We start from the raw sequence: 15,090 nt of genomic DNA, 5'->3' as shown, positions 1-15,090 counted from the left end.
ACTACTTCTTGCTCCGCTTGCCCAGGCGCACCGCATCCAGCAACACGAACAGCGGCGGCCACAGCGCCATGCCCAGCAGCGGCGCCCACCAGTAACTCCACGGCAGGGTCGGCTCGCCGACCGCCAGATGCACCGCCGAAGACACGATACGGTCGTTGAGCAGCAGCCCGCCGATCGCCAGCGCCTGCTGCGACACCGGGAAAAACCGCATCCGCGCGCGGAAGCGCTGCAGGATGAAGGTCATGATCACCAGCCGCAGCGCCTGCTCGCCCAGCAGCCCGCCGTACAGCAGATCGGCCAGCACGCCGGCCACGAAGGCCACACCCAAGCCCACCCGATCCGGCTCCTCGATCACCCAGTAGGCCAGCACCAGCGCCACCCAGTACGGGCGCAGCGGCTGCACCACCTCCGGCAACGGCAGCAGACCCAGCACCAGCGCGATGAGCAGGCTCACCGGCAGGATCCAGGTGTTGCGCATGCGGGTCATTGGTCCGTCTCCGGTGGAGCCGGGACCGGGGACTGGGGACCGGGGACCCGGGAAGAAGCGCTGGACGTCGCGGCTGGCGCGGCATTCTGGGGAGCCGGGACCGGGGACCGGGGACCGGGGACCCGGGAAGAAGCGTGGGGCGCGGGACTGCTACCCGCCGCCGCTCCATTACCGTCCTCGCTGCCGCTGCTGTTGCCGTTGCTATTCCCGGGTCCCCGGTCCCCGGTCCCCGGTCCCGACTCCGGTCCCGACTCGGGTCCCGACTCGGGTCCCGACTCCGGTCCCGGCACCACCCGCAGCGGCTTGCCGGCGCGCAACAACAGCACGTCGCGGCCCCGGTCGAGCTTGGCGGCCGGGGTCAGCTCGCCGACCAAAAAGGCATGGGTGTCGTCGGGATGCAGTTCGGAGACCTTGCCCACCGGGAAGCCGGCCGGGAAGCGGCCGCCCAGGCCGGAGGTGACGATTTCATCGCCCACCTGCACGCCGGCGCTCAGCGGGATGTCGCGCAATTCGAGCCGGTCGCCGCGGCCGTAGACGATCAGGCGCACGCCGTTGCGCGCCACGCTCACCGGCACCGCGTGGTCGGGGTCGGTCAGCAGCAAGACGGTCGAATGCAGCGGGGTCACTTCGATCACCTGGCCCATCAGGCCGCCGGCATCGATCACGGCCTGGCCCATCAACACGCCATCGCGGCTGCCGGCATCCAGCAGCAGACGCTGGCGGGTCGGGTCCAGGTCGATATCCAGGATCGGCGCCAGCTGCACGTCCAGGCCACGGCGCTCGGCCACGTTGAGCAGCTCGCGCAGCTGCGCGTTATCCAGCGCGGCGGTCTGCAGCCGGGTCAGGCGGGCGTTGGCGACCAGCAGCTGATTGCGCAGGTCGCGGGTTTCTTCCACCAGTTGCGCATGCGTGGCGGCGTTGTCGCGCACCTGCGACCCGATACGCCCTGGCAACCCCGCCACTGCCCAGATCGGCTGGATCAGCAGATTGGCCTGCATTCGCACCTGGCTCAGCCAGCTGCCGCGGCTATCGAGCGCGATCAACGTGATCGCCAGCACCAGATAGACCAGCAGCCGCAGCGTGGAGGTGACTTCGCCCGGACGGGAGGCGACGGGAGGACCGGCGTAGGAGGGCACTTTCAGGGCCGGGAATGGGGAGTCGGGAATGGGAAATCGGAGAGCACTTGGCTGCCCGCGAGACGGCTGAGGCGAAAACTCACTTTAGCGGGACCGCGTCGCAACCGCGCAGGAGCATCGGCAGGGAATGCTTTTGCGATTCCCAAATCCCGATTCCCGATTCCCGAACGCATCACTCCGGCGCGAAGAACTCGTTGCCGTGCATGTCCACCAGCTCCAGCGCGCGGCCGCCGCCGCGGGCCACGCAGGTGAGCGGGTCGTCGGCCACCTGCACGTGCAGGCCGGTTTCTTCGGAGATCAGACGGTCCAGGTCGCGCAGCAGCGCGCCGCCACCGGTGAGCACGATGCCGCGCTCGGCGACGTCGGCGCACAGTTCCGGCGGGGTCTGCTCCAGCGCCAGCTTCACCGCCGACACGATGCCCGACAGCGGCTCGTGCAGCGCTTCGAGCACTTCGTTGGAGTTGATCTTGATCATCTTCGGCACGCCCTCGGCGAGGTTACGGCCGGAGATTTCCATCTCCTGCACCTCGTCCTGCGGGTAGGCGCAGCCGATCTGCAGCTTGATGCGCTCGGCCGTGGCTTCGCCGATCAGCATGCCGTGGTTGCGGCGCACGTAGTTGGTGATCGACTCATCGAAGCGGTCGCCGCCCACGCGCACCGACTGCGAGTAGACGATGCCGTTGAGCGAGATCACCGCCACTTCGGTGGTGCCGCCGCCGATGTCGATGACCATCGAGCCGCGCGCTTCGGTCACCGGCATGCCGGCGCCGATGGCAGCCGCCATGGGTTCTTCGATCAAGTAGACATCGCGCGCACCGGCCTCTTCCGCAGATTCCTTGATCGCGCGGCGCTCCACCTGGGTAGAACCGGCCGGCACGCACACCAGCACGCGGGGGCTGGGGCGCAGGAAGCGCGACTTGTGCACCTTCTTGATGAAGTGCTTCAGCATTGCTTCGGTGTAGGTGAAATCGGCGATGACGCCGTCTTTCATCGGGCGGATCGTGGTGATGTGGCCGGGGGTACGACCGAGCATCTGCTTGGCCTCCGCGCCGACGGCAGCCACCGAGCGCGTCCCGCCGATTGCACGGTCCTGACGCACCGCAACCACCGATGGCTCGTTCAGCACGATGCCCTGTCCGCGCACGTAGATCAGCGTATTGGCCGTGCCCAGATCGATGGACAGGTCGTTGGAGAACATGCCGCGCAGTTTCTTGAACATCGAGGGAGTTGTTCCTGGGTAAGTCGCGTGCCCACCGCCAGAGTGGCGAAATTTTGGGCAGAAAACGAAGTCCACTAGCCTAGCAATCCCCCCCGGTGCGAGCAAGGAAAAATCGGTTCTCCCGGCCGGATTTTCATGTGACGGTCACGCCGGGCATGGCACGCGGTTGTGGCCCTGATCGATCACAGCCGTTACCCTTTGCGCCGCGGCGTTGGCGCCGTCCCGCCGCCATGCCGGCAACTGGCGGGTATTTCCTTACGTAAAGGCCTGACTCGATGTCCGCACTGATCTGTGGTTCCCTCGCCTACGACACCATCATGGTGTTCCCGGACCAGTTCAAGAATCACATCCTGCCGGACAAGGTGCACATCCTGAATGTGTCGTTCCTGGTGCCGCGCATGCGCCGCGAGTTCGGCGGCTGCGCCGGCAACATCGCCTACAACCTGCATCTGCTCGGCGGTGCGCCGATTCCGATGGGCACGGTGGGCCAGGATTTCGGGCCGTACCGCGAACATTTCGAAACGCTGGGCATCGACCTGTCGCGCGTGAAGATCATCGACGACCTGTTTACCCCGCAGGCCTTCATCACCACCGACCACGACAACAACCAGATCACCGCCTTCCATCCGGGCGCGATGATGCGCAGCTACGAGAATCACGTGCGCGACGTGCCGGGCGTGACGCTGGGCCTGGTCGGCCCGGACGGCCGCGAAGGCATGATCCAGAACGCGGAAGAGTTCGCTGCCGGCGGCATTCCTTTCATCTTCGATCCTGGCCAGGCGATGCCGTTGTTCAACGGCCCCGAGCTGCGTGAATTCATCGAGCAGGCCGATTACGTGGTGGTCAACGACTACGAGTCCAACCTGTTGCAGGAACGCACCGGCTGGAACGAGAAGGACATCGTCTCGCGCGTGCAGGCCTACATCACCACGCAGGGCCCGAAGGGCGCGCTGGTACACACGCCCGAAAAGACCTACGACATCCCGCCGGCGCACGAACGCCGCGTGGTCGACCCCACCGGCTGCGGCGATGCGTTCCGCGCCGGCCTGATCTACGGCATCCAGCACAACTACGACTGGCTGACGATCGGGCGCATGGGCAATCTGATGGGCGCGCTGAAGGTGGAACACCCCGGCACCCAGAATCAGCGCTTCGATTTCGCCGAATTCAACGATCAGTTCAAGCAACAGTTCGGCTACGCGCTCTGAGGCTGTGCTGAGCGGCAGCGGTGCGGCAGCGGTGCGGCAGCGCAGCTGCGCACCGTACGCGCAACGCCACCCGTGCGCCGTGCCTGGCCCGCGTTGGTGACGCGGGCTCTGGCGAGCGATGCACCCTGTTCCTTCTCCCGTCGGCAGAAGGTGCCCCGCATTGACGGATGAGGGGACGCGCGTAGCGGCACCGCACAAGCGCGTCGAAACGACCCTCCGCATCAGCCCACGCGCCGCCCGCGCCTGCTTTTTGCTCCCCCGGCGCTCACGCCAACCGCCGAGCTCGCCTTCTCACACAGCCAAGAGAAGGGCATGTCAGCCGCGCTGGAAACTGCGCGCGCAGCAACCGCTACCGTCCCGGACACGCTCTGGCCGCCGGCCATAAAGACCCCGCATGACGCGACGCGCGACGCAGTTTGCTGCAATGCAGTTTGAGCATACGGCCGGTTTGTGCGTCTACTGACGTCTCGCGCCCACTGAGGAACGCTGGCCCATGTCCGAGCCAAGCGTTGTCGCCGCTCCCTCCATCGCCTTGCCGGAGATCGAACCGGATGTACTCCGGCAGATCAGACGGCTGCGCGACATTGCGCCATTGGCGGCGCCGCTGGCGCGGTCGTGGCGGCGTTGTCTTGAGGACTACGCGCTGCTGCCCGAGGCGACGCCCGAACCGCTAGTGCACGACGCCCTGCACGTGCGTGAGCGCCAGCAGCGCCTTGGCGAGGTGCTGCGCATCGCCAAGGTGGAAATGGAAAACCTGTACGAGCAGATCGCCGGCAGCGGCTACGCGGTGATCTTTGGCGATGCCGATGCCACCGTGCTGCACAGCGTGCACGACTCCACCCTGCTGCGCGAGTTCCGCCAGGCGGGGCTGTTCTGTGGCGCCAGCTGGGCCGAATGCCATCAGGGCACCAACGGCCTGGGCACCTGCGCGGCCGAGCGCACGGCGGTCAGCGTGCATCGCGGCGAACACTATCTGACCCGACACCTGCCGCTGTCGTGCAGCGGTGCGCCGATCCTGGACCCGCACGGCGGGCTACTGGCGGTGCTGGATGCGTCCACCCCCAACGCACAGGACAGCAAACAGATCCAGCGCCATACCGTGGCCCTAGTGAGCATGTCGGCCGCACAGATTTCGCGCTCGCATTTCCTCAATCAGTTCGGTCATGCCTTCATCCTGCGCTTTCACAGCCGACCGGAATTTGCCGGGTTGTTGCACGAGGCATTGATCGCCATCGGTGCCGATGGCCGCGTGCTGGCGGTCAACGAAGCGGTGCTGGAGCAGTTGGGCAAGATCGATCGCAGCCAGCTCGTAGGCCGCGACATCTCGCAGGTGATGCAGCTGGACTTCGACACCATCGAACACCGTGCAGGCAGCGACGCCGGCACCCTGTGGTCGATCCGCTGCGCCTGCCACGGGCGGCGCTTCTATGCGCTGGTGCGCCCGCCACGCGCCCGCCCGGTGCTACCGGCGGTGGGCGGGCCGGCGCAGGCCGCACCGGATTCGGACCTGCAGCCAGGCGAGCACGTCGGCTCGGACCCGCGCATGCGCCACAACCTGGCCAATGCGCTGAAACTGGCCGCGCACCGCGTCTCGATCCTGCTGCGTGGCGACACCGGCACCGGCAAGGAGGAATTCGCCAAGGCGGTGCACCGTGGCTCGCCCTGGGCCAGCGGTGCGTTTGTCGCGATCAATTGCGCCGCCATTCCCGAGGCGCTGATCGAAAGCGAGTTGTTCGGTTATGCGCGCGGTGCCTTCACCGATGCCGCGCGCGAAGGCCGGCATGGCAAATTGCTGCAAGCCAGCGGCGGTACGCTGTTTCTGGATGAAATCGGCGACATGCCGTTGCCACTGCAAAGCCGCCTGCTGCGCGTGCTGGAAGAACAATGCGTCACCCCGCTGGGGAGCGAACGTGCGGTGCCGCTGGAGCTGCACGTCATCAGCGCAAGCCATCGCGACCTGGCGCAACGCGTAGCCGCAGGCGAGTTTCGCGAGGACTTGTATTACCGGCTAAACGGTGTGGTGTTGCATCTGCCCCCACTGCGCGAGCGCAGCGACAAAGCCGAGTTGATCCGCACCCTGATGCGCGAAGAAAACGCAGAGCACAGCGTACGCATCAGCGAAGAGGCAATGCACAAACTGCTCAGCTACGCCTGGCCAGGCAACCTGCGCCAACTGCGCAATGTGCTGCGTACCGCGGCAGTGCTGTGCAGCGACGGCGTGATCCGCCTGCCCAACCTGCCGCAGGAAATCGTCGATGCCGGCAGCGCGCCGTGCCTGGTCGATGGCCGTGCCGTGGCCGCCGACGACATGCCTGGCCGGGTGGCGCTGGATCAGGCCGAACGCCTGGTATTGCAACAACAACTCGAACGCCACCGCTGGAATGTCAGCCGTACCGCCGACGCACTGGGCATCAGCCGCAATACGCTGTATCGCAAGCTGCGCAAGCATGGGTTGGATACGGGCTGAGCGCTGTACTGCCTGTGGCTAATCGCTGCATCCTGCAGGCAAATGCAGGTGTTGGCCCGAGTGATCACTCGCTGCGATCGGACGTATCGCTCGACATCTGCGTCCTACACACTGATTGCGCCATTTCGATACGCATGCTTGGGTTAGCGCCGCGTTGCTGCGCTCTTGAAGACATCCTGGGGCTGGCTTGGATCGACATGATCCCGATCCGCTCGGGTCGCTTATGCGAAACCTCACCAGCGCGCCCGGAATCATGTCATCGACTGGCAAATAACAATGACCACCAATTTCAATTGGGTTGTCAATCCAAAAAATCTAGACCCTAGTCGCAATAGAGAGATTCTCGCCCGATTTGACTATCTTTCTGTTGACAGTTAGGTGACAGAAGAATTATCAATAACTCATCGAGCACATCCATACGGCACCAACAGAACCTGAACAGATCAGGACGATGGACAAGAGCAAAGACCGCATTTTGAATAAAAGTACTTGCAAGAGTGCCATCGGTTTCTGCTGATATCGGCACCCGTATACACAGGATATTTCCGTGCAACTCCTGATTCCACTGTGGTCGAGTCGAAACGCCATGAAAATATTCACAATGGCCTTCAGCGATGCGCGTACAGCAATGCACGCTCGACATCGACACAATTATTAGGATGTGTGTGCAACTTTGCGCATGCGATGCCTGAGAGTGGACAGAGACTGCAAGGCACGCGGCGTTTTGACCAGCCGTTCCACATACAGGCGCTCGGCCTCCATACCCTAAAAGTCGCCTTCATTTTCTTCTGAACTACAAAAACGCTCCATTGAGCGTGAATGATTCGGGCCAGGCAACCTCCTGACCGAGCCGGGCGACTGCGTTCGCACCACGCATAGCGGCAGATCCGTATCACTACGCCATTCACACGGCAATCGTGACAACTCGCACTGATTTTAATTCGCCATTGATACGTTTTTATTTATTCAATTATTCAAATTTTTAGGAAAAAAAAGATGCAACATAAATCACGAATTTTTTAGTTGCGCAGCCGATGGCGCTCACCGCCATTATTTCAGCGACCCGTAAAATCCTGAAAGAACCTGATCGACCTCCCCTTTGATGCCCTTCGCCAATGCGACAAGTGGCGTGGGAGGTTTTCCCCACGGTCTGCATATATAACAAACATAACCAATAAACATATGGAGTTCACTCCTTGAACACCTCAACTCAAAAAATCGATGGACGTCATCGCGACGCATACCTGGCTTCGAAGCTGCGCAGTCTGCTCACCGGACAGAGCACTTCGTTCCTGATGGAAGCGCATAACGGCTTATCTGCGCGCATCGTTGCCGAAGCCGGCTTCGAGGGGATATGGGCATCGGGCCTGTCCATCTCAGCCTCGTTGGGCGTCCGCGACGCCAACGAAGCCTCCTGGACGCAGACATTGGAAGTGGTCGAGTTCATGACCGACAGCACCGATCTGCCGATCCTGCTGGATGGAGATACCGGCTATGGCAACTTCAACAGCGTGCGCAGGCTTGTCCAAAAACTCTGCCAACGCAACGTCGCCGGAGTCTGCCTCGAAGACAAGCTGTTCCCCAAGACCAACTCTTTCATCGGCGACGATCAGGAACTGGCGGACCCTTCCGAGTTCGCGGGCAAGATCAAGGCAGCCAAGGATAGCCAGAGCAACGACGCATTCTGCGTCGTTGCGCGGGTCGAGGCACTGATCGCCGGCCGTGGGCTCACCGAAGCGTTGAGCAGGGCCGAGCAATACCACGCCGCTGGAGCCGATGCGATCCTGATCCACTCCAAGAAAAGCGACGGGGCGGAGATCCTGAAATTTGCCGAACACTGGCAGGACCGCTGCCCCCTGGTGATCGTGCCGACCACGTATTACGCGGTGCCGACTCAAGCATTCATCGACGCAAAGATCTCCAGCATCATCTGGGCCAACCACAACCTGCGCGCATCCGTGGCCAGCATGCGCAAGATCTGCGCGACCATTCACCGGGAGCGTTCGTTAAGCGGCATCGAGAAGGAACTACCACGAGTGAAGGAGATATTCGACCTGGTCGATCAGGATGAACTGACACAGGCCGAAAGCATCTATCTCCCCAAGAAGGAGAAAATCGCCGTCCTGGCGGACAACAGCTATGACGCAGGGGCTGCACGATGATCAACGGCAAGGAATTTGTCGCGACGGCGTCGCGGCTGGGGTTCGATTTCTACACAAGCGTGCCTTGCTCCTATCTGACACCCCTGCTCAATGGAGTCCTCAGCGACCCGCATATACATCATGTCACCGCAGCCAGCGAGGGCGAGGCCATTGGCATCGCGGCCGGCGCCTATCTTGCCGGGCGACTGCCAGTAGTGATGTTGCAGAACTCGGGCTTGGGTAACGCTGTCAATCCATTGACCTCGCTCAACCACGTGTTTCAGATTCCCTGTCTGTTGATCTGCAGCTGGCGTGGCTCCCCCGGTGTCGCAGACGAGCCTCAGCACGCTGTCATGGGCGAGATCACCCAGAGTCTGCTCGATGTGTTGCGCATTCCGCACGCACGCTTCCCGTCCGAACCGGATCAGATCGCGTCCACGCTACGGGCCGCCCATGCCTGCATCCAGCAGACACGTTTGCCGTACGCCCTGATCGTGGAACCCAACGTCCTCGAAGACGAGCATCTGCTGGCGCAGGCGGTGATCCGAGCCCCGGCAGCGACGCGGTCGCAGTTCGGGCAATCCGAATTGCCGCTGCCCAGCAGGGAGGACGCGCTGCGCACCGTGGTCTCCATGACACCGAATAACACTGCCCTCATCGCAACCACGGGCAAGACCGGGCGGGAACTCTTCTGCGTCAGCGACGATGCACGCAATCTCTACCTGGTGGGATCGATGGGATGCGCCAGTGCGCTAGGTCTGGGGGCTGCGCTCAACACCGATTATCCCGTGATAGTGCTCGATGGCGATGGCGCTGCGCTGATGAAGCTCGGCAACCTCTCCACCATCGGCCGCTATCAACCGGCCAGGTTCATTCATGTGCTGCTGGACAATGGCGTGCATGACAGTACGGGAGGTCAGCCGACCAATTCGGGAAACATCGATTTCCCCAGCATCGCTGCAGCCTGCGGCTATCGGGCCACCTACGCTTGCCACGGAGATGCAGCGCTGAAACAAGCACTGGGAATCGCTTTACACAGTGCCGGGCCGCACTTCATCCATTTGCGCATACGACCCGGCTCCATGCATCCGTTACCGCGCCCCACCGTTTCGCCAAGCGAAGTCGGCAGACGATTTGCAGCGCACCTACAGCAGCGCAAGGTGTCCACATCCGACGCGACCGCCCACCCTGCCGTTGCACGCGCCAACACAACCGAGCGGTCGGCGGCGTTATGAACTACCCAATGCCGTTCAAAGAATGGGCACGCTACGCGAAGGTGCGCGGCCCGCTACCGATGTACGCACCCGCCGCCAATGACTGGCAAAACGGATTGCTTTTCACACCCGAGCTGGTGTCGTGTCATCGCCATCCTCTTGTGCAGGCGCAGGGTCCGGATGCCTTGCGCTGGCTGTTGGCGCAGGCGCTGTACAACAACCTTGAGTTCACGCAGGTGTTGGAGCATCAGGTGGTCAACACAGCGGTATATCGGATCGCGCGCGGCGACAGCGGATTCGAACTTCCGCAGGACATGGTCATCGACGCCTGGAACATTCTGGTGGACGAGTCCTACCACGGCAAACTCACCGCCGATCTGGCACGCCTGGTGCGGGCCCACACCGCAATCCCCGCCACATCGGCCAAGATTCCTGCGTTCTATCAACGCCTGCAACGCGAGTTCGCGCGCGCCGATCCCTCCACCGCCGAGCTGCTGCCACTGTTCTTCTGCTCGATTTCCGAAACACTGATCACCAGGAATCTGGTCGAAATCCCTCGCGATCCGCGGGTGATCGACGCAGTACGTCAAGTCATGAAAGACCATGCGGAAGACGAGAGTAGACACCACCGTTTCTTTGCGAGCTTCATCGCCCAGGTCTGGCCGCAGTTGAGCGAGCGACTCAAGCGTCGCATCGGCCCGCTGTTACCCTCGTTCATTGCAATCTTCACCGATCCCGACCTGGTCGCCGTGCGAGGTCAGTTGCACGATATCGGCTTGAACGAAGCGCAGACCGATGAGGTGATCAACGACTGCTACTCGCCGCAGCAGTTGGCGCAGGTCCGGCGCGAGGCGGCAAGGGCCTGCATCGGCACGCTACGCAAGGTCGGCATCCTGGAAAATGCGCAGGTCCAGGACGAATGCGCGCGCCTGGGCTTGCTGGACCTTCTTCCTGAGGAGACGTTGCCATGAGGGCGATCATCCTGGCCGCTGGGACAGGCAGCCGGCTCAGAGCGCATACCGAGCTGCCCAAGTGCCTGCTGACACTGGGAGACAAGCACCTGATCCAGCATCAGATCGATGCGCTCGTAACGCTTGGCGTCGATGACATCCACGTGATCCTCGGCTACCGCAGCGACGACGTGGCCCGGGTACTGCCATCGTATGTTCACCGTCACGTGTATCCCGACTTTGCGGACACCAACAACCTGTGGACCCTGGCCGCCTTCGCATCATTGCTTTCCGGCACATGCGTGATTCTGTTCGCCGATGTCTGGGTCGACAGCGATGCGCTGCGCGATCTGGTCAACACCGAGGCGGAGATCGCTGTGCTGGCCGATGGGCGCGCCTGCCTTGAAGGCACGATGCGGGTGCTGGCACAGGGCGAGCGACTCGTCGACCTGGGTAGCCATATCGCAGTGGAGCAGGGCGATGGCAATTTCATCGGCATCGCCCGCTTCAGTGCGCGCGCCGCGTCCGCGCTGAGCGAACGCATCGTCGACCGCGTCCGTCGGGGTGAGTTACAGCAGTCGTATTACACCAGCGTCATCCCCGAACTGCCGGTGGCATCTCCTGCGCTAATCGTGTGGATGGGCGGTCGTCGCTGGGTCGAAATCGACTGTGAGGACGACCTGCGCAAGGCCAATCGGCTTCCCATCGCATCCTCCACGCCTGCGCCTGCAGTGCCTGCTTAAAGGAAACACCATGTGCGGATTCGTAGGCATCTTCCATCGTGACGGTGCACGTTTCGAGCAACACGACATGCTGCATGCGATGAACCAGACCATCGTGCACCGTGGTCCGGACGACGCAGGCATCCATCTCTCCGGCCCGGTCGGTCTGGGCTTCCGGCGGCTCAGCGTGATCGACGTACCGGGCGGCCATCAGCCCATGATCGACGAGCACACCGGCGTGGCGCTGGTGTTCAACGGCGAGATCTACAACTACAAGCAATTGCGCCAACAACTCGAAGCGCTGGGCGCGCAGTTCCGGACGCGTTCGGATACCGAGGTGTTACTGCGCAGCTTCATTCAGTGGGGTGCACAGTGCGTGGAGCGGTTGTCGGGCATGTTCGCATTCGCCGCCTGGGATCCGCGCACCTGCACACTGACACTCGCGCGCGACCGGCTGGGCGTCAAGCCGCTGTACTGGACACAGATCGGCTCGGATTTCGTGTTCGCCTCGGAGGTCAAGGCATTCTTCCAGCATCACGGATTCGAACGGCGTGCCGATCTGGACGGCATTTCGAGTTACCTGAGCTTCCGTCAGCCGGTGTGGGACAACACCTATTTCGAAGGCGTCCACAAGCTGCTGCCGGGCGAGATGCTGGTAGTGACGCTGGCACAGCTGCACCGGCACCGGTATTGGGCGCTGCCAACGCCCATGCCGGAGCAACGCAGGAGTGAAGCCGATTGGCTGGAGACGCTCTCCGAGAAGCTCGACGCGGCAGTGCGGCGATGCCTGGTATCGGATGTTCCACTCGGCGCCTACCTGAGCGGCGGGTTGGATTCCAACATCATGGTGGCGCTCATGGCCCGCCATATGACATCGCCCCCACAGACCTTCTCGGTCGGCTATGGCACGCATGGCTACGACGAAGGCGCTTATGCGGCCGAGGCCGCCGCCGCAGTCGGCGCCGAACACACGCATCTGGTGATCGACCGGAAGGAATACATCGACGGCATGGCGCCACTGATCGTGCAATGCGATGCACCACTGATGATTCCGCAGATGGTGGCCGGACTGAAGCTGTCGAAGGAGATTCGTCGCCACGTCAAAGTCGCCCTTAGTGGCGATGGCGCGGACGAACTTTTCGGTGGCTATGGGCGAGTCATGCGCTCGCCATTCGACTGGAAGAAGATTGCAGCGGCGCAGCGCGTACTGGGCCCGGCGGCGCAATGGTTGAGCAAGCTGGGCCGCGACCCATACGGCCCCGTCAGCAACCTCGGTTGCGCACGGCAGATAGAGCACTTTTTCAACGTTTACCACTGGATGCCGTTGGACGAGAAGATGGCACTGTTCTCGCCTGACGTGCGCAGCCGTCTGAACGGCGACCGCAAGACGCTGGCCCCGTTCGAAGAAGCCTTCGAGCAGACTCGCGATTGCGATCCGCACGACAGGGTGCTGCACGTGTTCCAGAAAATCCATCTGGGATGCGTGCTGGACAAGGTGGACACCATCGGCATGCTCGCGTCGTTGGAAGGACGCGTACCTTTTGTCGATCATGAGCTAGTGGAGACGTTCGTCCATATGCCGCATCGTCTGAAGATGAAATGGCGCTCCCCGCTCGCGCTGATCCGCGCCCTGGGCACTTCGGCCTTCAACGCCTCCGAGGTGCTGGACCAGAACAAGTATCTGCTGCGCACATCCGCCCAACGCCTGTTGCCGCCGCATCTTGCGCAGCGCAAGAAGATGGGATTCCCAACTCCGCTGGACGACTGGCTGAAGGCCGGCATGCTCGACGACGCGAAGGCGATCCTGCTCGATCGGCGCTCTCGCGAGCGCGGCCTATTCGATGCCAGGCGGCTGGAGCATTTCCTGTCGCATCCGCAATCGTTGGACTACGACTTCTACGGCAAGAAGGTGTGGATGCTGATGAACGTGGAGCTGTGGTTCCGGGGCGTGGTCGAAGCCGTGCCGGCTGCAAGCGCCGCGTCGCCGCTGCACACAGCGCCGATCACTGCTGATGCAGATGCCCACAGCGCCCATGTGCAGATGCATTGACCGAGACGAAGGAGCCGACGTGGGCAAGATGCAATTGCGACATGAGCAATGGCGCATCGCCGGTGCACGGGTGGATGGCGCTACCGATCGGCTGGAGGTGCGCTTCCCGCACGACCGGACGCTGGTCGGAACGGTACCGCTGGCGCAGGCCGAAGACGTGCGCTATGCGCTCGCGCAGGCGTACGCTTACCGTCCGACGCTCACCCGCCATCAGCGGCATACGATCCTGTTGACCGCGCGCGATCTGTTGATCGCACGCACCGCTGCGTTCGTGCAGTCGATCGTGGCCGAGAGCGGGTTATGCGTGCGCGATGCCAGCTACGAAGTCGGCCGTGCCGCAGAGGTGCTGCGCACGGCCGCGCATCAGGTGCTGATCGACGATAGCGACATCTACGCGTGCGACATCACCCAGAGTGGACAGCAACGACGCGTCTATACACAGCGCGATCCGTTGCTCGGTGTGATCGTGGCGATCACCCCGTTCAACCACCCGCTCAACCAAGTGGCACACAAGATCGCGCCGTCCATCGCGACCAACAACAGGATGATCCTCAAGCCAAGTGAGAAGACTCCGCTGACCGCCTTGCTGTTTGCCGATCTGCTGACAGATGCCGGACTTCCCGGACCGATGCTGACGGTCATCACCGGCAAACCGGCGGTCATCGGGGACACGCTGCTGACCAGCGAACAGGTGGATATGGTGACCTTCACCGGCAGCGTCGCCGCAGGCAAGCAGATCGCTGCCCGCTGCGTCTACAAACGACAAATACTGGAGCTCGGGGGCAACGACCCGATGATCGTGATGGAAGATGCCGATCTCGACGAAGCTGTCTCGCTGGCAGTGGCCGGCGCCTATCGCAACAGCGGGCAACGCTGCACCGCGATCAAGCGATTACTGGTTCATCGGCAGGTCGCAGACGCGTTCGTAGAGCGCCTGGTGGAGGCCACGCGGCGACTGAAGGTGGGTGATCCGTTCGATCCACAGATGGATATGGGTACCGTGATCGACGATGCGGCAGCCGCGCAGATCGAACGCCGTGTCGATGCAGTGGTAGCTGCTGGCGCCCAGGTCCTGTCCGGACATCGGCGCAACGGCGCGCAGTACCTGCCCACGGTCGTCGACCACGTCACGCCGAGCATGGAGCTGGTGCAGCAGGAGACGTTCGGACCGGTGGCACCGATCATTCGCATCGATTCGATCAACGATGCAATCCGGATCGCCAATGCCAGCGACTTTGGACTGTCGTCGGCACTGTGCAGCAACCGCTGGGACTACATACAGCGCTGCGTGGCCGAGTTGCAGACCGGATCGGTCAATATCCGCGAGGTGCCAGGCTTTCGACTCGAGTCCACGCCGTTTGGCGGCATCAAGAACTCCGGGCTGGGCTATAAGGAAGGGGTTCTGGAACTTAGGTATCCCCACGTTTTTAAGGTACCAGGCTCATCTGCTCGCGCACTGCGTCGGGCAGGGTGCGCAAGCGTTCTAGCCAGCGTGA

At 62.8% G+C, this 15,090-nt stretch carries 11 protein-coding genes; 8 read left to right on the top strand and 3 right to left on the bottom strand.

What is annotated here, in order from left to right:
* Position 1: 1 nt before the first annotated feature.
* From mreD to XdyCFBP7245_RS12615, 3 genes are all read right to left on the bottom strand, one after another.
* Positions 2–487 carry a rod shape-determining protein MreD gene (gene mreD, locus XdyCFBP7245_RS12625; protein WP_104615955.1) on the bottom strand — a complete coding sequence of 162 codons (486 nt, stop codon included), beginning with the start codon at positions 485–487 and terminating at the stop codon, positions 2–4.
* Complete coding sequence (gene mreC / locus XdyCFBP7245_RS12620) at positions 484–1,623, bottom strand: rod shape-determining protein MreC (protein WP_104615954.1); 1,140 nt, start codon at positions 1,621–1,623, stop codon at positions 484–486. The genes mreD and mreC overlap by 4 nt, the downstream gene beginning before the upstream one ends.
* 172 nt (positions 1,624–1,795) lie before the next feature.
* Positions 1,796–2,842 (bottom strand): rod shape-determining protein, encoded by a 1,047-nt coding sequence (locus XdyCFBP7245_RS12615; RefSeq protein WP_003482734.1) that lies wholly within the window; start codon positions 2,840–2,842, stop codon positions 1,796–1,798.
* A 275-nt stretch (positions 2,843–3,117) separates the two neighbouring features.
* On the opposite strand from XdyCFBP7245_RS12615, the gene XdyCFBP7245_RS12610 reads away from it, so the two are divergent.
* The 8 genes from XdyCFBP7245_RS12610 to phnY all read left to right on the top strand — a co-directional run.
* Complete coding sequence (locus XdyCFBP7245_RS12610; protein WP_005990298.1) at positions 3,118–4,050, top strand: carbohydrate kinase family protein; 933 nt, start codon at positions 3,118–3,120, stop codon at positions 4,048–4,050.
* Between the two features lie 493 nt (positions 4,051–4,543).
* Positions 4,544–6,517: a sigma-54-dependent Fis family transcriptional regulator gene (locus XdyCFBP7245_RS12605; RefSeq protein WP_104615953.1), complete on the top strand. Its 1,974-nt coding sequence runs from the start codon at positions 4,544–4,546 to the stop codon at positions 6,515–6,517.
* 1,196 nt (positions 6,518–7,713) lie between these two features.
* Positions 7,714–8,679 (top strand): phosphoenolpyruvate mutase, encoded by a 966-nt coding sequence (gene aepX / locus XdyCFBP7245_RS12600; RefSeq protein ID WP_104615952.1) that lies wholly within the window; start codon positions 7,714–7,716, stop codon positions 8,677–8,679.
* A complete protein-coding gene (gene aepY, locus XdyCFBP7245_RS12595; RefSeq protein ID WP_104615951.1) occupies positions 8,676–9,893 on the top strand; it encodes a phosphonopyruvate decarboxylase in 1,218 nt (405 codons plus the stop codon). The genes aepX and aepY overlap by 4 nt, the downstream gene beginning before the upstream one ends.
* Before the next feature lie 8 nt (positions 9,894–9,901).
* Positions 9,902–10,843: a diiron oxygenase gene (locus XdyCFBP7245_RS12590; RefSeq protein WP_228325245.1), complete on the top strand. Its 942-nt coding sequence runs from the start codon at positions 9,902–9,904 to the stop codon at positions 10,841–10,843.
* Positions 10,840–11,565 carry a phosphocholine cytidylyltransferase family protein gene (locus XdyCFBP7245_RS12585; RefSeq protein WP_244907809.1) on the top strand — a complete coding sequence of 242 codons (726 nt, stop codon included), beginning with the start codon at positions 10,840–10,842 and terminating at the stop codon, positions 11,563–11,565. The genes XdyCFBP7245_RS12590 and XdyCFBP7245_RS12585 overlap by 4 nt, the downstream gene beginning before the upstream one ends.
* A gap of 10 nt (positions 11,566–11,575) precedes the next feature.
* On the top strand, positions 11,576–13,594 hold the full coding sequence (gene asnB / locus XdyCFBP7245_RS12580) for an asparagine synthase (glutamine-hydrolyzing) (RefSeq protein WP_104615949.1): 2,019 nt from the start codon (positions 11,576–11,578) through the stop codon (positions 13,592–13,594).
* Positions 13,557–15,090 (top strand): phosphonoacetaldehyde dehydrogenase (gene phnY / locus XdyCFBP7245_RS12575; RefSeq protein ID WP_342352090.1); only part of this gene is annotated, 1,534 nt, incomplete at its 3' end. The genes asnB and phnY, both read left to right, overlap by 38 nt.

Origin of the sequence: Xanthomonas dyei (assembly GCF_002939865.1) — a bacterium.
Classification (GTDB): domain Bacteria; phylum Pseudomonadota; class Gammaproteobacteria; order Xanthomonadales; family Xanthomonadaceae; genus Xanthomonas; species Xanthomonas dyei.
The sequence above is the reverse complement of the archived record's forward strand: the minus strand, read 5'-3'. Positions and strand labels throughout refer to the sequence as shown.

Bases quoted from the DNA above. Each gene is read 5' to 3' on its own strand.
- mreD (WP_104615955.1), bottom strand. From the start codon at position 487: ATGACCCGCATGCGCAACACCTGGATCCTGCCGGTGAGCCTGCTCATC.
- XdyCFBP7245_RS12615 (WP_003482734.1), bottom strand. From the start codon at position 2,842: ATGTTCAAGAAACTGCGCGGCATGTTCTCCAACGACCTGTCCATCGAT.
- XdyCFBP7245_RS12610 (WP_005990298.1), top strand. From the start codon at position 3,118: ATGTCCGCACTGATCTGTGGTTCCCTCGCCTACGACACCATCATGGTG.
- XdyCFBP7245_RS12605 (WP_104615953.1), top strand. From the start codon at position 4,544: ATGTCCGAGCCAAGCGTTGTCGCCGCTCCCTCCATCGCCTTGCCGGAG.
- aepY (WP_104615951.1), top strand. From the start codon at position 8,676: ATGATCAACGGCAAGGAATTTGTCGCGACGGCGTCGCGGCTGGGGTTC.
- XdyCFBP7245_RS12590 (WP_228325245.1), top strand. From the start codon at position 9,902: ATGCCGTTCAAAGAATGGGCACGCTACGCGAAGGTGCGCGGCCCGCTA.
- XdyCFBP7245_RS12585 (WP_244907809.1), top strand. From the start codon at position 10,840: ATGAGGGCGATCATCCTGGCCGCTGGGACAGGCAGCCGGCTCAGAGCG.
- asnB (WP_104615949.1), top strand. From the start codon at position 11,576: ATGTGCGGATTCGTAGGCATCTTCCATCGTGACGGTGCACGTTTCGAG.